Origin of the sequence: Caenispirillum bisanense (assembly GCF_039523075.1) — a bacterium.
GTDB lineage: Bacteria > Pseudomonadota > Alphaproteobacteria > Rhodospirillales > Rhodospirillaceae > Caenispirillum > Caenispirillum bisanense.
The window spans coordinates 1-16,677 of the sequence record NZ_BAAAEP010000002.1; the positions used below are offsets into that span (position 1 = coordinate 1).

The following is a 16,677-nucleotide window of genomic DNA, read 5'->3' on the forward strand; positions in this document are numbered from 1 at the left end:
CGCTGACGGCGCCAGCGATGCCGGGGGCGGCGAAGTCGGTGGCGGCAAGCCGCAGCCAGCCCTCGCCGGTGGCCGGCACCGGGGCGCCGCCAGCGGTGCCGGTGAAGGTGACGCTGCCCGACAGGCCGGGCGCCGTCACCTCCGCCGCCAGGGTGACGGCCGGCCCGAGGTCGGAGCGCTTGGCGGTGCCGGAGGCGACGGCGCGCAACTCGCCCTCCGGCAGGGTGATGACGGCGGTCGCCCGTTCCACCTTCAGCCGCTCCATGGGCAGGGCGAGGGCGTCGGCGGTCTCGTCGTCGGCGGTCCGGTCGTCGGCTGCCAGCAGGTGACCGAGCGGGCCGAGGTCCAGCCCCTCGGCGGCGGTCCAGCGCCAGCGCGCCTCCGCCTCCGCCACCGTCACCGCGTCCAGCCCGCCGGCCAGGCTGTAGGCGAGGTCGATGCCGGCGAGGCGCAGGCGGCCGTCATCGGCCACCACCTCGGTCACATGGGCGGCGGTCAGGCCGATGCGGCCGATGCGCACGGTGGCATCGGGCACGCCGGCGGCGGCCAGACGCGACTCGATCACCTCGGCGGCGAGGCGGGGCAGGGCGAGCCACGCGCCAACCGCCGCCGCCACCAGCAGGGCGGCGGCCAGAAGGGCGAGGCTCAGGCGGCGGGACATGGGCAGGGGAAACCTCAGGTTGGCCGGGCACGGCGGCCGCTGTCCGCCAGCGTCCGTCGCGGCTCGGCAGGCGTCAAGCGTCGCGGCTCTTCCGCACCGCCGCCGGGCGCTCTATGCTGAGGGAGAAGACCCCGTGCGATCAACAGGTTCCGAACTCACCATGAGGCGTATTGCAGCCGACACCTGTTTTGACGTGGCGTTCTGGTTGATCGACCGGGCGCTGGACGACAACGAATACCTCCAGCCGCAGAAGCTGCATCGGCTGCTGTTCCTGTCTCAGGCCTATTTCGCCGTCGCCACCCACGGCCGCAAGCTGATGCCGGGCACCTTCGTGGCCGACCCGCAGGGACCGCTGGAGCCGACGCTCTACCGCGCCTTCGAGAACGGCCGCCCGCAGGTGGACACCCGCAAGCCGCCCGACGACGCCCGCCAGCTGCTCGACAGCGTGTGGCGCAAGTTCGGCGCCCATTCGGCCGAACACCTGAGCAAGCTGACCCGCAGCCACCCGCCCTATCGCGATGCCTTCGCCTCCGGCGGCGCCGGCGAGGAGATCACCCTCAAGGCGATGATGGACTACTACGGCCGCAAGCCCACCGCCGCCGAGACGGCCGCCGCCAAGACCGTACCGACCGCCGCCGGCGTCCCGGCCGGCGAGGCGCCGGGCCTGACCGAGGTGCTGCGGCCGCGCGTCATGCGCAGCCAGACCGGCAAGCCGGTCAGCGTCCACAAGTGGATGCCGAAGCCGCTGGGCGACCGCAGCGGCGACGAGTGACGACGCCGGCGGCGCCTGCCGCCTTTACTCCTTGCGGCGCGGCAGCAGGATGTCGACGCGGCGTTCCTGCATCACCTTGGCGTTGCCGCCGAAGTGGCCGAAGGCCTCACCGGCGGAACTGGCGACCAGCACCGAGCGCGGCACGCCGGCCTGCGCCAGCACTTCGGCCACCGCTTCCGCCCGCTTGAGGGCGAGGCGGCGGTTGAAGTCGGCGTTGCCCTGGCGGTCGGCCTGGCCGATGGCGCAGACCTTCACCTGATACTTGGCCTCCCGCGCCAGCCGCTGCAGCTCCGCCCGGTGGGTCGGCTTGATGTCGGTCTTGCCGGTGTCGAAGTAGACGCTCAGCACCGCGCTCTGGCCGGCGCGGGCGGCGCTGTCGCACTCGGCATCCTGCGCCCGGGCAGGCGTGGCGGCGGCCGCACCGGCAAGGACGGCGGCGGCAGCGACCGCAACGGCAGACAGCAGCAGGCGGGCGCGCATGGGCGACTTCTCCTTCAGGGGTTAAGTCCGAAGGCGTAGTCTAGCGGATCAGACCAAAGTCGATCTAGTGGTTTTTGTTCTTCATGCGTTCGCGCAGGGCGGCGCAGTGGTCCACATCGTCGGCACGCGGCGAGAACCACACGATGTCGTAGGGCGGCAGGGAGTCCGGCGGCAGGTAGTCGGTGATGGCGACGGCGCCGTCGCGGACCTCCAGCGGCCCGACGGTCAGCATGTGGTCGCGCGGCACCTCCAATGCCTCCAGCCGCAGGGGCACGCCGCGATCCTCCCGGACATGGCCGTTGCCGGCGATCAGGATGGCCATGTCGGTGGCGGGATCGGCGAGCCCCTCCACCACCACCGCCGCCATCATGGCATCGCGACCCCGCTGCACCAGCGCCATGGGCGCCAGCATGGCGTCGGGCATGAGGTCGCAGTGGCCGGCGCGCACGTCGGCGATCAGGCCCTCCTGCACCTCCGGCGCATCGTCGGCGGCCAGCACCAGGCGCTCGGCCAGATCGGGCGGCAGGCTTCCGGCGCCCTGGCGGGCAAGGCTGCGGACGGTCTCCAGCGGCAGGTTGCCGGCCAGGATGGGCAGGCCGGCGGTCAGGGCGGCCTCGGCCATGGGGGCGTAGAGGCTCCACGCCGGCCAGCCGGAGGTCTCCCAGTCCAGCGCGTCGCCCAGGCCGGCGGCATCGGCGGGCGGCGGGTCGCTGCGGCGCCAGGCATCGATGCGCGGCTGCTCGTCGGTCTCCATCATCTCGTAGACCACCGCCGGGCGGCGGCCGGCGGCGATGACGCTGCGGGTGAGCCAGGCCTGCAGGGCGTGGTGATCGGCGTTGTCGTGGCGCTCGCCCAGCAGCAGCACGCGGCTGTCGACGGCGCGGTCCACCACCTGCTCGGGCGACAGGCGCTCGCCGGTGGCGGTGCTCCAGAAGGTGCCGGCCAGGGGATGATCGGCCGCCAGCGGCGAGGCCCACGGCGGCCCCGGCGGCGGCTCGGCGGCGGCGGCGGATGCGGGGGCGGCGGGCAGGGAGGCGGCGGCGAGGACGAGGGCGGCGGCAGCGGCAGCGGCGGCAAGGCGCACGGGCGGGACTCCGGTCAGTCGGCGGATGTCCCTTTCATATGAACGGCAAAGGGCCGGGACACCAGAGGCGCCCGGCCCTTCGTTCACTTTTGCCGGCGATGTGCGCGCGGCGTCAGTTGTACATGGTGCTCGGCAGCCACAGGGACAGCTGCGGCCAGTAGGTGACCACCATCAGGCAGGCGAGCAGGATCAGCAGCCACGGCAGACAGGCCCGCACCACCCACATGATCGGCTTGCCTGTAATGCCCGAGGCGACGAACAGGTTGAGGCCGACCGGCGGGGTGATCATGCCGATTTCCATGTTCACCACCATGATGATGCCGAGGTGGATCGGGTCGATGCCCAGCTGCACGCCGATGGGCATGAGGATCGGCGCCATGATGAGCACGATGGCCGACGGCTCCATGAAGTTGCCGGCGATCAGCAGCAGGATGTTGACGACGATCAGGAAGCCCCACCAGGTCAGGCCCATGTCGGTGATCATGGCGGCCAGGGTGTGGGGGATGCGCTCGGTGGTCAGCACGTGGGCGAACAGCATCGCGTTGGCGATGATGAACAGCAGCATGATGGACACCTTGGCCGCATCCATCAGCACCCGGTGCATGTCCTTGTCGAACGGCGACTTGGGGAAGCCGATGACGATGTGCATCAGGTTGCGGGCGGCGGCGGCACCCAGGCTCTCGCCTTCCTTGCGCCACGGCACGCCCTTCAGCGGGCCGATGTCGCGGTAGAAGAACACCGCCACCAGATAGGCATAGACCGCCGACAGCGCCGCCGCCTCCGTCGGGCTGGCAATGCCGCCGTAGATGGAGCCGAGCACGATGACGATCAGCATGATGCCGCCGATGGCATCCAGGAAGCTGATGCCCACTTCGCGCAGGCCGGGGAACGGCTGGCGCGGCAGCTTCTTGATGTGGGCGATGATGTAGATGGCGATCAGCAGTACCGCCCCGATGCCGAGGCCCGGCAGCACGCCGGCCATGAACATGCGGGCGGCCGACACTTCCGTCGCGGTGGCATAGACCAGCATGACGATGGACGGCGGGATCAGGATGCCGAGGGTGCCGGCATTGGCGATGACGCCGGTGGCAAACGGCAGCGGGTAGCCCGCCCGCACCATGCCGCCGATGACGATGCCGCCGATGGCCGCCACCGTCGCCGGCGACGAGCCCGACACGGCGGCGAAGATCATGCACGCCACCACCGACGCCATGGCCATGCCGCCGCGGATGTGCGCCGTCACCGACAGGGCGAAGCGGATGATGCGCCGCGCCACGCCGCCGGTCGACAGGAAGGCCGACGACAGGATGAAGAACGGAATGGCGAGCAGGGTGTAGTGGCCCGACAGCGCCTCGAACAGCTTGAGCGAGACCGACGCGATGCTGTCGTTGGAGAACAGCAGGATGGTCGCCGCCGACGACAGGCCCAGCGCCACGGCGATGGGCATCCCCGTCAGCATCAGCGCGAACAGGGCGACGAACAGGAAGACGGAGGTCATTTGCGCGGGCCCTCCTTGGCGTCGGAGGCAGGGGGCGGGGTCAGCATGTCGCCCACCTCGGCGTCGATCTCTTCCTTCAGGCGCATGGCGTCCTGGGCCTCGTCATGGTGGCCGAAGCCGTGGGCCTCGCCCTTCACCAGACGCACCAGCAGCAGCACGAAGCGCAGGCCGAACATGGCGATGCCGATGAACAGGATGGAGGTCGCCATCCACCGCGGGATGTGCAGATCCTTCACCTTGATGCCGATCTTGTAGAGCTTGGCGAGGTATTCCCACGCGCCCCAGCAGATGATGCCGACATAGGCGAGGCAGGCCAGCACGGCGATGATGGTCACCGCCCGCTGCACCGGCCGCGGGAACACCCGCACCAGCGCATCGACGCCGATGTGGCCGCCAAGCTTCAGCACGTAGGAAATGCCGAACAGCACCATCCACGCCGAGGCGTAAAGGGTGGCTTCCTGGGCCCACTTGAGGCCGCTGTTGAACACGAACCGCATCACCACTTCGGCGAATACGATCAGTGTCATGGAGACAAGAAGAATGGAGATCACCGCCTCTTCGAGGCGGTTGATGAAACGCGCCACCATGGCGGTATCGTCCTGCCCTGGAATGGGGAAAAGCGCGAGGAGGCTGCGGACCCGGCCCGAAGGCGGGCCCGCAGCCGGTCGGTCGGTCGCGCCGGTTACTGGGTGGCGGCAGCCGCCTCGATCACGTCACGGCCGATGGCCTCGGCGAACTTCTCCCACACCGGTTCCATGGCGACGCGCCACTTGCCCAGTTCCTCGTCGGTGAGCTGGATGATCTCGGTGGTGCCGGCCTGCTTGATCTTCTCGCGGTCGGCCATGGCGATTTCCAGGGCGCGGTCGTTGCCGGTCTTGGTGGCGACCTCGACGCACTCTTCCAGGGCCGGCTTCACGTCGGCCGGCAGGCCGTTCCAGAACTCGGCCGAGGTGACCAGCAGGTAGTCGAGCAGGCCGTGGTTGGTCTCGGTGATGTACTTCTGCACCTCGTGGAACTTCTGGCTGTAGATGTTCGACCACGGGTTTTCCGCACCGTCGATGGCGCGGGTCTGCAGCAGGGTGAAGACTTCCGAGAACGGCTTCTTGATGGCGACGGCGCCGAGCTGGTCGAACTGGGCGTCCAGCACGTCGGAGGCCTGGATGCGGAACTTCAGGCCCTTGGCGTCTTCCGGGGTGCGCAGCGGCTTGTTGGCCGACAGCTGCTTCATGCCGTTGTGCCAGTAGCCGAGGCCGATGAGGCCCTTGTCTTCCATGGAACGCAGCAGTTCCTGACCCTTGGGGGACTGCTGGAAGGCTTCGGCGGCGTTCAGATCCTTGAACAGGAACGGCAGGTCGAAGACCTGGAAGGCCTTGGTGTAGTCCTCGAACTTCGACAGCGACGGGGCGGCCATGTGGACGTCGCCCAGCAGCATGGCTTCCAGCACGTTGTCGTCGTTGAACAGCTGCGAGTTCGGGTAGACCTCGACCACCACCTGGCCCGGCAGCTTGCTTTCGGCGCAGCGCTTGAACTCGTTGGCGGCGATGCCCTTCGGAGTGCTCTCGGCGACCACGTGGGAGAACTTGATGGTCATGGGGGCGGCCTGAGCGGTGGCGGCGGCGGTGACAAGGCCGACGGCGGTCAGGGTGGCGCCGAAGAACGCGGAAAGGCGCATGACTGCTTCCTCCTGGGATGACATCTTGGTTTTGAACCACGTGCCGCAGCCCGAGCGGGCGCGGCGCCAGGAGACATAAGCAGGGCGCATGCCAAGCATGCGCGGTGCGCGGAGCTGCTGCGGCAACCGCCTGATTTGCTTGAGTTTGCCTTGCTGCACCGCAGCGATTGCGGCGGGAATGTGGCGGAAATCCGCCAGGGATGGGGCGGGCCTATTCCGGGATTCCGCCACCGCCGGCGCCGCCGAAGCGGCTGCGGTCCAGGTCGTACTTGCGCAGCTTGTCGTAGAGGGTCTTGCGCGGCACCCCCAGGTCGGCGGCGGCGCGCATGATGTCGCCGCGGGCTTCCGTCATGGCGCGGACGATCAGCGCCTTCTCGAACGCGCCCACCCGCTCCGGCAGGGGCAGGTCGCCGCCGGCGGCCAGGGCCGGCGCCTCGCCGCCCGGCAGCAGCGGGCCGCGACCGTCCAGCAGCACGAAGCGTTCGGCGGCGTTGCGCAGCTCCCGCACGTTGCCGGGCCAGCGATGGCTGACCAGCCGCGCCGCCAGGTCGGCCGGCAGCGGTGGCGCCTCGCGTCCGTACCGGGCGGCGCTGTCGTGAACGAAGTGGCGGAACAGCAGCGCCATGTCGTCGCCGCGCGCCCGCAGCGGCGGCAGGGCGACGCTGAGCACGTCGAGGCGGTAATAGAGGTCTTCGCGGAAACTGCCCTGGTCGGCCGCCTCCCGCAGGTCCACCTTGGTGGCCGCCACCACCCGCAGATCAAGGGCGATGGCGGTGTTCGAGCCCAGCCGTTCGATGCTGCGTTCCTGCAGGGCGCGCAGCAGCCGCACCTGCAGGGCGAGCGGCATGCTCTCGATCTCGTCCAGGAACAGGGTGCCGCCGGAGGCGTGCTCCAGCTTGCCGATGCGGCGGCCGGTGGCGCCGGTGAACGAGCCCGCCTCGTGGCCGAACAGCTCGCTCTCGATCATCGCCTCCGGCATGGCGCCGCAGTTGAGCGCCACGAAGCGGCCGTTGCGGCGGGCGCTGGCCTCGTGGATGCAGCGGGCCACCACTTCCTTGCCGGTGCCGGTCTCGCCCAGGATCAGCACGTCGGCATCGACGGCGGCGGCGGCGGCGACCATGGCGCGCACCTCCTGCATCGGCGGGCTCTGGCCGAGCAGCCGGCTCTCGATGACGTCGGCGGCCGACAGCTGGCGGCGCAGGGTGCGGTTTTCCAGCACCAGCCGGCGCTTTTCCAGGGCGCGGGCGACGGTGCCGGTCAGGCGCTCGCCGCGGTAGGGCTTTTCGATGAAATCGTAGGCGCCGGCGTGCATGGCCTCCACCGCCATGGGCACGTCGCCGTGGCCGGTGATGAGCACCACCGGCAGGTCGCGGTCGGCGGCGAGGATCTGGCGCAGCAGGGTCAGGCCGTCGTCGCCGGGCATGCGCACGTCGGTGACCACGATGCCGGGAAAGTCCTCGCCCAGCGCCGCCCGCGCCTCGGCGGCGGAGGCGCAGGGGATCACCCGCCAGCCGGCGAGGTCCAGGGTCTGCTGGGCGGCGAGGCGGACATCGGGCTCGTCATCGACGAACAGGACGGTATCGACGTCAGGCATGGTGGTCGGCGGCGGCGGTTTCGGCGGGGGCAGGGGCGGGCGAGGGGACAGGGGCGGCGGCGCCGGTGGCGCGGCGCAGGCGCACGGTGAACACGGCGCCGCCGTCGTGGCGGTTTTCCGCCGTCAGCGAGCCGCCGAAATCATGCACGATGCCGTTGGAGATGGACAGCCCGAGCCCGATGCCTTCCCCCGGCCGCTTGCTGGAGAAGAACGGCACCGCCAGATGCGCCAGCCCCTCGGCGGACAGGCCGGGGCCGGTATCGGTCACCGCCACCGCCACCCAGGTCTCGTCGGCGAACAGGTCGATGGTGATGCGCCGGCGCGGCCGATCGGCCAGGGCCTCGACGGCGTTGCGCAACAGGTTGATGAACACCTGTTCCAGCCGCACCCGTTCCCCCAGCACCAGCACGTCAGTGCCGGCGGCGGCGTTGAGGATTTCCAGGTCGGGCAGGCGGGTGCCCACCTGCACCAGTTCGATGCTGGTGCGCAGCACGTCGTCCAGCCGCACCGGCCCGCTTTCCGGCCGGGTGCGGGTGGCGAAGCGCTTCAGCCGGCCCGAGATGTCGGCCAGCCGGTCGATCAGGTCGCCGATGCGGGCGAGGTTCTGCTCCACCTCCCCCAGCCGGTTGCGGGCGAGAAGGATGCGGGCGTTGTCGGCATAGGCGCGCATGGCGGTCAGCGGCTGGTTCAGCTCGTGCGTCACGCCCGCCGCCAGCTGGCCGATGGCGGCGAGACGGCCGGCGTGGACCAGATTGTCCTGGGTCTGGCGGAGATCCGCCTGCACCCGCTCGCGCTCCTCCATCTCGTCGGTGAGGCGGCGGTGGGCCTGTTCCAGTTCCGCCGTGCGCAGGCGGACGCGCTGCTCCAGCTGGTCGTTGGCGCGGCGCACGGCCTCTTCCTTGGCGGCCAGGATGGCGGCGGTGCGGCGTTCAGCCTCCATGCTGGCGCGGTAGCTCTGCAGCCGCAGCCGCACCCAGGCGGCAATGGCGATCACCAGCGCCAGCAGGGCCGCCACCAGCGACACCTGCTTGACCACCTGCTGGTCCAGCGGCCGCAGGTCCGACAGGATGTGGACCGTCCACCCCGCCGAGGCCATGTGTGCCGACTGGTGCAGGAAGCGGCGGGTGCCTTCGGGAAGGCTGAAGAAGGGCAGGCCGGTGGCGCTCTCGCCGCTGCTGCTGGTGCCGCCGCGGCGGCTGTCGCGCTCGCGCAGGGTCAGCAGGGTGGCGTCGGGCTGGTCGCTCGGTCGTTCCACCAGCGGCAGTTCGGTGACGCGGATGCCGGGGTAGCGCAGGGAGTCGGCAATCGCCTCCCGCTCCGCCGCGCCCAGCGGACGCAGGGCGTGGTAGAGCCAGGCCGGATCGCTGGAGATGAAGATGACGCCGTGGGGATCGGTGACGACGATGCGGTCCTCCAGATCCTCCCACACCGTTTCAATCTCGGCCGGATCCATCTTCACCACCACCACGCCGGCGATCTCGTCGCCCATGGTGACCGGGCCGGCGAAATAGTAGCCGCGCTGCAGCGACGTGTTGCCGAGCGCGAAGTAGCGTCCGGTGCGGCCGGCCATGGCCTGCTGGAAATAGGGGCGGAAGGCGAAGTTGCGGCCGACGAAGGAATACTCCGTCCGCCAGTTGGAGGCGGCGATGGTCAGGCCGTTGCGGTCCATGACGTAGATGTCGAGCGCGCCGGTGAACTCCGCCTCCATGGCCAGATGCTCGTTGGCGGCGGCCAGGGCTTCCGGGTCGTCCGGCCGCACCAGGGCGCCGCGCAGCTCCGGCATCTGGGCCAGCAGCTGGGGCAGGGCCTCGAACCGCGACAGGCGGCCGGCGAGGTTGCTGACGTAGAGCTTGAGGATGCCGTCGCCGCGCGCCGCCAGCTCCGCCTCCGCCGCCGTGCGCGCCCACAGGCCGACCGCCGACAGCAGCGCCGCCGCCAGGGCGAGCACGCAGGCTATGACAAGAAGGGTGGTGCGGCGTCCCATGGTGGAAGCCCTGTCGCTGTTCCGCCGGACGGCCCCCGATAATGGCCGACCGGCGGATCAACGGCAAGGTTTGCGCTCGCCTACACGTAGTAGATGAGCAGGTAGACCAGCAGCAGCACCAGCACCGACAGCACCGCCATGCTGGTGCCCCAGGTGCGGGCCAGCAGGCCGCCGGGGCCGTGGTGGGTCTCGACGAAGCCGACGAAGCGGCGCAGCACTGCCTTGCCGCTGCCGAGCAGGCTCTGTCCGGCGCGGCCGGTGGCGATGCCCAGCTCGCGCGCCAGCATCAGACCGAAGCGGCGGTAGAACCAGTCGAAGTCGAGCGTGATGCCCTCCCGCGGCCGGGTCAGCGGCAGGGTGAGGAAGAACACCGCGGCGGCGAACAGCAGCAGCTGCAACTGGTGCACCACATGGCTGACCGTGTAGGGCACGTAATCCACAGGGTAGGGCAGCAGGTCATAGAGCGGCTGCGGCCACACGCCGAGGATCAGGCACAGCGCTGCCATCAGGCCCATGGCGGCCTTCATGCTGAGCGGCGGATCGGCCGGGCGCAGGCCGCTGTCGCGGTCGAAGAACACGAACCACACGAAGCGCAGGCCGACATAAAGGATGGCGGCGGCCGAGGCGGCCTCCAGCAGGAACCAGGCGGCGGCCATGTGCTCCGCCCCGGCGGCGTCGATGATCATCGACTTGCTGACGAAGCCCGAGGTCAGCGGGAAGGCGCAGATGGACAGGGCGCCGATGATGGCGGCGGCGGTGGTGAAGGGCATGGAGCGGGCAAGGCCGCCCAGCTGCGTGCACTTGCCGACGCCGCCGGTCTGGTACAGCACGGCGCCGGCGCTCATCAGCAGCACCGCCTTGTAGAGGATGTGGGCGAAGGCATGGGCGGCGGCGCCGTTCAGCGCCGTCTCGGTGCCGATGCCGACGGCCGTCACCATGAAGCCGACCTGGTTGACGATGGAATAGACCAGGATGCGCCGCATGTCGTTCTCGCGCAGCGCATAGATGACGCCGTAGAAGATCATCGCCAGCCCGATCCACACCAGGATCTCGGTGCCGGGATAGAGGCGGATCAGCACGTAGACAGCGGTCTTGGTGGTGAAGGCGGACAGGAACACCGCCCCCGACCACGAGGCTTCCGGGTAGGCATCGGCCACCCAGGCCCACAGCGGCGGCGCCCCGGCATTGACCAGGATGCCGGCCAGCATCAGCCAGCTGCCGAGGGTGGAGGGCAGCAGCCGCGTCGCGTCGATGGAGCCGGTGTCGACGATGTGCGCCGCCAGGCCCGCCATCAGCAGCACGCCGCCCAGCAGGTGGACCAGGATGTAGCGCATGCCGGCGCGGGCGCTGCGGGCGCTGTTGCCCGACCACACCACCACCGTCGAGGCGATGGCCATGATCTCCCAGAACACGAACAGGGTGATCAGGTCGCCGGAGAACACCACGCCGATGGAACTGCCGGCATAGACGTAGGCGGCGGCCAGCTCGCGCGTGAAGTCCTGCCGCAGGGCGAACAGGCCGCCGCCGAAGGCCGCCAGGGCGAACACGATGCCGAACAGCCGCGACAGCCGGTCGCCTTCCACCACCTGCAGGGTGTAGTCGAGGAAGCCGGCGGTCATCACCACGCCGTCGGGCACCGTCCACACGGCGGCGAGCGTCAGCAGCGGCGCCACCAGCAGCACGGCGGCGCGCAGCGGGCCGCGCACGAAGGGCAGCAGGGCGCCGCCCAGGATGAGCAGCACGCCGGGCGGGAGCAGGTCACTGATCATAGTAGCTGTCCGTCCGCTGCAGGAAGACGCCCACCACCTTGGCGACGATCACCACCGCCACGGCGGCGGCGAAGCCGAACCAGGCGTAGAAGGCGAAGGTGCCGTCGACGCCGAAGTGCGGATGCCCCTCGACGAACGGGTCGGCGACGATCAGCGCCACCAGCACGACGGCGCCGACGATGGCCAGCAGCCGCCGGGTGGCGGGGGCCAGGGTGTCGCCGCCGGCCGGCGCGGCGGCACCGGCGGGCGAGGGGCGGGGCGGCTGGCGGTCGCTCATGGCGCTCCTCCGATCAGCTGGCGGGCCAGGGACAACGGCACGTCGGCCAGGAAGAACAGCAGCACCGTGCCGGCGGCGGTGGTACACAGCGCCAGCACGATGGGCAGCGGCGCCTCGCCGTGGTCATGGTCGTCGTGGTGGCCGTGGCCGTGACCCTTGCCGTGGCCGTGTCCATGCCCGTGGGCATCGGCATGGCCGTGCGGCGCCTCCTTGCGGAAGAAGGCGGCATAGACGATGGGCAGGAAGTAGGCGGCGTTGAGCAGCGTCGACAGCATGATGACGCCGATGGCGAACCACGCCGCCCGGTCATAGGCGCCCATCAGCATGTACCACTTGGACAGGAAGCCGGCGGTCGGCGGCAGGCCGATCATCGACAGGGCGCCGATGGTGAAGGCGGCCATGGTCCACGGCATGCGGCGGCCGATGCCGTTCAGCTCGCTCACCTTGGTCTTGTGGGCGGCGGTGTAGATGGAGCCGGCGGCGAAGAACAGGGTGATCTTGCCAAGCGCATGGGCGGCGATGTGCAGCGCCGCCCCCATCACCGACAGCGGCGCCAGGATGGCGGCGGCCAGGGTGACGTAGGACAGCTGGCTGACGGTGGAATAGGCCAGCCGGCGCTTCAGGTTGTCCTGCTGCAGGGCGATCAGCGAGGCGATGATGATGGACGCCCCGGCGGCATAGAGCAGCCACTCGGCACTCGGCTCGGCGGCCAGCAGGTCGATGCCGAAGACGTAGACGATCACCTTCACGACGCTGAACACGCCCGCCTTCACCACCGCCACCGCATGCAGCAGGGCGGAGACCGGGGTCGGCGCCACCATGGCGGCCGGCAGCCAGCGGTGAATGGGCATCAGGGCGGCCTTGCCGATGCCGAACATGAACAGGAACAGCAGCAGCCCCACTTCCGGCCCCTGCACCGCACCGGCCAGGATGCCGCCGGGGCGGAAATCGGTGGTGCCGGTGGCGACCCAGGTCCAGACGATGGCGGTCAGCAGCAGGGCGATGGAGGTGGAGATGAGGATGCCGAGGTAGGTGCGCCCGCCTTCCCGCGCCGCGGCGTTGCCGTGGTGGGTGACCAGCGGATAGGTCGAGAGCGTCAGCACCTCGTAGAACACGAACAGCGTGAACAGGTTGCCGGCGAAGGCAATGCCCATGGCGGCCGACAGCGAGATGGCGAAGCACAGGTAGAAGCGGGTCTGGTTGTGCTCTTTGTTCCCCCGCATGTAGCCGATGGAATAGACGCTGTTGACGATCCACAGGCTGCCGGCGACGGCGGCGAAGATCATGCCGAGCGGTTCCACCGCGAAGGCCAGCGGCACATGCGGCACCACGTCGAACAGCACTGCCTCCGGCCGGGCGCCGGCCAGCACCTCGGGCAGCAGCATCCACACCTGCACCAGCAGGGCGCCGGCAGTGAGCAGGGTGACGCCTTCACGCAGGTTCGGCTGGCGGCCGGCGAGCGCAATGCCGACGCCGCCCAGCAGCGGCGTCACGAGAATCCACAGAAGCGGGCTCATCCGGCGCCTCCCAGGGCGGCGCGGGCGGCGGCTTCGGCGGCGCCCATGCTGAAGCGGGTATCAAGTCCGAACCAGATGTTGGCGAGCGCCATGCCCCACATGGGCACCAGCATGGACCACGGCGCCTCGCGCGCCTGCACCGCCCCCGGCGGCCGCGGCCGCAGATAGGCCGCCTCTACCACGCGCCAGACATAGATGACGGCCAGCAGGCTCGACAGCACGATCAGCACCGCCAGCCACCACAGGCCGCTCTGGAAGGCGGCCATCATCAGGTACCACTTGGAAATGAAGCCGGCGGTCAGCGGCACACCGATCAGCGACAGGCCGCCGATGACGAAGGCCGCCATGGTCAGCGGCATCTGGCGGGCGATGCCCTCCATGTCCTTGATGTGGACCGAGCCGATGCGCAGGAACACCGCCCCCAGCGCCAGGAACAGGGCGCCCTTCATCAGCGCGTGGTTGAACAGGTGCAGCAGGCCGGCGGTCATGCCGGCGACGGTGATCAGCGACACGCCGAGCACCATGTAGCCGATCTGCGCCACCGACGAATAGGCGAGGCTGCGCTTGATGTCGGTCTGCCAGATGGCGACGGCCGAGCCGGAGAACATGGCCGCCAGCGCCAGCACCATCAGCACCGTCGCGACCGGAATGCCCTCCACCAGATAGGCCGCCCCGAACACCGAGAAGAACACCCGGATCATCACGTAGAGCGCCACCTTGGTGGCGGTCGAGGCGAGGAAGGCGGTCACCACCGAGGGGGCGTAGGTATAGGCGTCGGGCAGCCACTTGTGCAGCGGGAACAGCGCCAGCTTCAGCGCCAGGCCGACGGTGAAGAAGGCCAGCGCCACCTCCAGCGTGCGGTAGCCGGCCGCCTGTTCCATCAGCGTCGCCAGGTCGCCCATGTTGAGCGTGCCGGTCAGCATGTACACGATGCCGAGGCCGATGACGTAGAAGGTGGCGCCGACGGTGCCAAGGATCAGGTAGTGGTAGGCCGCCGAAATGGCCCGCCGCGACCGTCCGAGGGCGATCATGGCGTAGCTCGACAGCGACGAAATTTCCAGGAACACGAAGACGTTGAAGGCGTCGCCGGTGATGACCATGCCGAGCAGGCCGGCAAGGCACAGCAGGTAGGCGACGTAGAACAGGTAGATGCGGCCTTCGTCGATCTCGGCCTCGACCGATTCCCGCGCATAGAGCAGCACGGCGGCGGCGATGCCGGAGATGAGGACCAGCATGTAGGACGACAGCGCATCGACCCGGTACTCGATCCCCCACGGCGCCGGCCAGTTGCCGATGGCGTAGGAGATGGTGCCGGTGGCCTGCACCTGGAAGAACAGCCCGATGGAGCAGGCGAAGGCGGCGACCGCCACAAGGGTCGCCCAGGCCCAGGCAAGGGTCGGCCGCCGCAGGGCGATGCCGATGGGGGCCGACAGCAGCGGCACCACCACCTGCAGGGCGGCGAGGTTGGCGAGGATCACGCGGCGCCCTCCGTCGGCTTGGCCGGCGTGACGACGCCGGCGGCGGCGGCCGCGGCCGCATCGCGGCGGGCCAGTTCGGCGGCGTCCTCGTCACGGTCGAGGTCGATGATCTCGTCCTCCTCCACGGTTCCGTAGGTCTCCTTGACGCGCACCGCCAGCGCAAGGCCGAGCGCCGTGGTCGCCACGCCGACCACGATGGCGGTAAGGATCAGCACGCTCGGCAGCGGGTTGGTGTAGAGCACGGGGCCGGCCTCGGCCACCTCCTCGGCGACCAGGATGGGGGCGGTGCCGCCCTCCACCTTGCCCATGCTGATGTACAGAAGGAAGACGCTGGTCTGGAAGATGTTCAGGCCGACCAGCTTCTTCACCAGGTTGCCGCGGGCGATGACCACATAGAACCCGATCATCATCAGGATGATGAAGATCCAGTAGTTCCAGTGGTCGATGATGATCTCCACGATGCCGGTCATGCCTTGCGCCCCGTGAAGGAGAAGAACAGCAGCATCATCACCGCCGCCACCGTGATGCCGACCCCGGCCTCCACCAGCAGGATGCCCAGGTGCTGGCCGTGCTCGGGGTCGTGCGACAGCACGCTGTAGTCGAGGAAGGGGCCGCCCAGCATCATGCTGACCACGCCGACGCCTCCGAACAGCAGCACGCCGAAGGCCGACAGCAGGCGCAGCAGCCACATGGGCGCGACCCGCCGGGCGTTGGTGACGCCGAAGATCAGGGCATAGAGGATGAAGGCAACGGCAAAGAACACGCCGGCCTGGAAGCCGCCGCCGGGCCCGAAGTCGCCATGGAACTGGACATAGAGCGCGAACAGCATGATCGGCCCGATGAGGTACTTGGCCGTCGCGCGCAGGATGGGATTGTACTTCACGGGCTGCCGTCCTCCGCCGCCTTGGGCTCCGCCGCTCGTTGCGCCTCGCCCTGCGCCGCCAGACGCCGCGCCCGCTCCGTCAGCTCCTGGCGCTCCCGCCGGGTGCGGCCGAGCAGCAGCAGGACGGCAACGGCGGCGGTGAACACCACCGTCGTCTCGCCCAGGGTGTCATAGCCGCGGTAGCTGGCGAGCACCGAGGTCACCAGGTTGGGCACGCCGATCTCGCGCGCCGAGTCAACGATGTAGCGCTCCGCCACGCGGTTCTGCTGCACCGGGCTTTCCGGGTCGCCGAAGGCCGGCATGTCGTAGGTGCCGTACATCAGCGCCGCACCCGTCACCACCACCACCGCCAGGGCGGACAGGTGGTTGGTGCGCCGCGCCGGCTTCTGGAAGCGGCCGGTCAGCGCCAGGGTGCCGAGCATGAGCACGGTGGAGATGCCGGCGCCCACCGCCGCCTCGGTGAAGGCGACGTCGACCGCGTCCAGGGTGGTGAAGATGGCCGCCGACAGCAGGCTGAAGATGCCCATGGTCATGACGATGCCGAACAGGTTGTGCATGCGCACGATGGCGAGCGCCGTCACCACCAGGAACAGCAGCAGGGCGACGTCGACGACGGCGATCATGGCCGGGTCTCCACGATGTCGGCTTCCGCCGGCAGCTCCACCGCCGTCGGCTGCAGGGTGCCGTCGGGCTTGGCGAGCAGCGGCTTGTGGCCCTGGCTGAGGGCGGCGGCGGCCAGGGCGTGGCTCGCCACCGGGCTGGTCAGCAGCAGGAAGGCGAGGATCAGCACCAGCTTGATGGTGACGATGGTCAGCCCGCCCTGCAGCATCAGCCCGCCCAGGATGCCGATGGCGGCCAGGGTGTCGGTCAGCGAGGCGGCGTGCATGCGGGTGTAGAAGTCGGGCATGCGCAGCACGCCCACCGCTCCCACCACCAGGAAGAAGGAGCCGGTGAGCAGCAGGGCCCAGCTCAGGCCGTCGCGCAGCAGGGTGAGGTCCATGGCGTTGT

At 69.9% G+C, this 16,677-nt stretch carries 17 protein-coding genes; 1 reads left to right on the forward strand and 16 read right to left on the reverse strand.

Annotated features, from left to right (window positions below; translation table 11 throughout):
* The coding region (locus tag ABD056_RS01590; protein ID WP_343863750.1) for an intermembrane phospholipid transport protein YdbH family protein at positions 1–661 on the reverse strand (661 nt) is incomplete at its 3' end.
* Positions 662–821: 160 nt separating this feature from the next.
* Here ABD056_RS01590 and ABD056_RS01595 point away from each other — a divergent pair.
* The gene (locus ABD056_RS01595; RefSeq protein ID WP_343863752.1) at positions 822–1,433 is read left to right on the forward strand and encodes a Panacea domain-containing protein; all 612 of its coding nucleotides are present in this window, start codon (positions 822–824) and stop codon (positions 1,431–1,433) included.
* Positions 1,434–1,457: 24 nt separating this feature from the next.
* Here the strand turns inward: ABD056_RS01595 and ABD056_RS01600 are convergent, their stop codons facing one another.
* From ABD056_RS01600 to mnhG, 15 genes are all read right to left on the reverse strand, one after another.
* Positions 1,458–1,913 carry an OmpA family protein gene (locus tag ABD056_RS01600; RefSeq protein ID WP_343863754.1) on the reverse strand — a complete coding sequence of 152 codons (456 nt, stop codon included), beginning with the start codon at positions 1,911–1,913 and terminating at the stop codon, positions 1,458–1,460.
* Positions 1,914–1,977: 64 nt separating this feature from the next.
* The gene (locus ABD056_RS01605) at positions 1,978–2,997 is read right to left on the reverse strand and encodes a ChaN family lipoprotein (protein ID WP_343863756.1); all 1,020 of its coding nucleotides are present in this window, start codon (positions 2,995–2,997) and stop codon (positions 1,978–1,980) included.
* 112 nt (positions 2,998–3,109) lie between these two features.
* Entirely contained in the window at positions 3,110–4,495 is a 1,386-nt protein-coding gene (locus tag ABD056_RS01610) for a TRAP transporter large permease (RefSeq protein ID WP_343863758.1), read from the reverse strand.
* Positions 4,492–5,082 (reverse strand): TRAP transporter small permease, encoded by a 591-nt coding sequence (locus ABD056_RS01615; RefSeq protein WP_343863759.1) that lies wholly within the window; start codon positions 5,080–5,082, stop codon positions 4,492–4,494. Before ABD056_RS01615 ends, ABD056_RS01610 begins: the two co-directional genes overlap by 4 nt.
* A gap of 95 nt (positions 5,083–5,177) precedes the next feature.
* Positions 5,178–6,167: a TRAP transporter substrate-binding protein gene (locus ABD056_RS01620; protein WP_343863760.1), complete on the reverse strand. Its 990-nt coding sequence runs from the start codon at positions 6,165–6,167 to the stop codon at positions 5,178–5,180.
* Between the two features lie 211 nt (positions 6,168–6,378).
* Positions 6,379–7,761: a sigma-54-dependent transcriptional regulator gene (locus ABD056_RS01625; RefSeq protein WP_343863761.1), complete on the reverse strand. Its 1,383-nt coding sequence runs from the start codon at positions 7,759–7,761 to the stop codon at positions 6,379–6,381.
* Positions 7,754–9,745: an ATP-binding protein gene (locus tag ABD056_RS01630; RefSeq protein WP_343863762.1), complete on the reverse strand. Its 1,992-nt coding sequence runs from the start codon at positions 9,743–9,745 to the stop codon at positions 7,754–7,756. The genes ABD056_RS01625 and ABD056_RS01630 overlap by 8 nt, the downstream gene beginning before the upstream one ends.
* Positions 9,746–9,825: 80 nt before the next feature.
* Positions 9,826–11,514 carry a Na(+)/H(+) antiporter subunit D gene (locus ABD056_RS01635; protein ID WP_343863764.1) on the reverse strand — a complete coding sequence of 563 codons (1,689 nt, stop codon included), beginning with the start codon at positions 11,512–11,514 and terminating at the stop codon, positions 9,826–9,828.
* The gene (locus tag ABD056_RS01640) at positions 11,504–11,791 is read right to left on the reverse strand and encodes a hypothetical protein (protein WP_343863766.1); all 288 of its coding nucleotides are present in this window, start codon (positions 11,789–11,791) and stop codon (positions 11,504–11,506) included. The genes ABD056_RS01635 and ABD056_RS01640 overlap by 11 nt, the downstream gene beginning before the upstream one ends.
* Entirely contained in the window at positions 11,788–13,308 is a 1,521-nt protein-coding gene (locus tag ABD056_RS01645; RefSeq protein WP_343863768.1) for a proton-conducting transporter transmembrane domain-containing protein, read from the reverse strand. Before ABD056_RS01645 ends, ABD056_RS01640 begins: the two co-directional genes overlap by 4 nt.
* The gene (locus ABD056_RS01650) at positions 13,305–14,786 is read right to left on the reverse strand and encodes a monovalent cation/H+ antiporter subunit D family protein (RefSeq protein WP_343863770.1); all 1,482 of its coding nucleotides are present in this window, start codon (positions 14,784–14,786) and stop codon (positions 13,305–13,307) included. Before ABD056_RS01650 ends, ABD056_RS01645 begins: the two co-directional genes overlap by 4 nt.
* Entirely contained in the window at positions 14,783–15,256 is a 474-nt protein-coding gene (locus ABD056_RS01655) for a cation:proton antiporter subunit C (protein ID WP_343863772.1), read from the reverse strand. Before ABD056_RS01655 ends, ABD056_RS01650 begins: the two co-directional genes overlap by 4 nt.
* On the reverse strand, positions 15,253–15,669 hold the full coding sequence (locus tag ABD056_RS01660) for a Na(+)/H(+) antiporter subunit B (protein WP_343863774.1): 417 nt from the start codon (positions 15,667–15,669) through the stop codon (positions 15,253–15,255). Before ABD056_RS01660 ends, ABD056_RS01655 begins: the two co-directional genes overlap by 4 nt.
* On the reverse strand, positions 15,666–16,292 hold the full coding sequence (locus ABD056_RS01665) for a DUF4040 domain-containing protein (RefSeq protein WP_343863776.1): 627 nt from the start codon (positions 16,290–16,292) through the stop codon (positions 15,666–15,668). Before ABD056_RS01665 ends, ABD056_RS01660 begins: the two co-directional genes overlap by 4 nt.
* Entirely contained in the window at positions 16,289–16,669 is a 381-nt protein-coding gene (gene mnhG, locus ABD056_RS01670; protein ID WP_343863778.1) for a monovalent cation/H(+) antiporter subunit G, read from the reverse strand. Before mnhG ends, ABD056_RS01665 begins: the two co-directional genes overlap by 4 nt.
* Between the last annotated feature and the right edge of the window lie 8 nt (positions 16,670–16,677).

Coding starts and splice junctions, on each gene's coding strand:
- ABD056_RS01610 (WP_343863758.1), bottom strand. CDS start 4,495: ATGACCTCCGTCTTCCTGTTCGTCGCCCTGTTCGCGCTGATGCTGACG.
- ABD056_RS01595 (WP_343863752.1), top strand. CDS start 822: ATGAGGCGTATTGCAGCCGACACCTGTTTTGACGTGGCGTTCTGGTTG.
- ABD056_RS01620 (WP_343863760.1), bottom strand. CDS start 6,167: ATGCGCCTTTCCGCGTTCTTCGGCGCCACCCTGACCGCCGTCGGCCTT.
- ABD056_RS01655 (WP_343863772.1), bottom strand. CDS start 15,256: ATGACCGGCATCGTGGAGATCATCATCGACCACTGGAACTACTGGATC.
- mnhG (WP_343863778.1), bottom strand. CDS start 16,669: ATGGACCTCACCCTGCTGCGCGACGGCCTGAGCTGGGCCCTGCTGCTC.
- ABD056_RS01640 (WP_343863766.1), bottom strand. CDS start 11,791: ATGAGCGACCGCCAGCCGCCCCGCCCCTCGCCCGCCGGTGCCGCCGCG.
- ABD056_RS01625 (WP_343863761.1), bottom strand. CDS start 7,761: ATGCCTGACGTCGATACCGTCCTGTTCGTCGATGACGAGCCCGATGTC.
- ABD056_RS01615 (WP_343863759.1), bottom strand. CDS start 5,082: ATGGTGGCGCGTTTCATCAACCGCCTCGAAGAGGCGGTGATCTCCATT.
- ABD056_RS01635 (WP_343863764.1), bottom strand. CDS start 11,514: ATGATCAGTGACCTGCTCCCGCCCGGCGTGCTGCTCATCCTGGGCGGC.
- ABD056_RS01600 (WP_343863754.1), bottom strand. CDS start 1,913: ATGCGCGCCCGCCTGCTGCTGTCTGCCGTTGCGGTCGCTGCCGCCGCC.
- ABD056_RS01665 (WP_343863776.1), bottom strand. CDS start 16,292: ATGATCGCCGTCGTCGACGTCGCCCTGCTGCTGTTCCTGGTGGTGACG.
- ABD056_RS01630 (WP_343863762.1), bottom strand. CDS start 9,745: ATGGGACGCCGCACCACCCTTCTTGTCATAGCCTGCGTGCTCGCCCTG.
- ABD056_RS01645 (WP_343863768.1), bottom strand. CDS start 13,308: ATGAGCCCGCTTCTGTGGATTCTCGTGACGCCGCTGCTGGGCGGCGTC.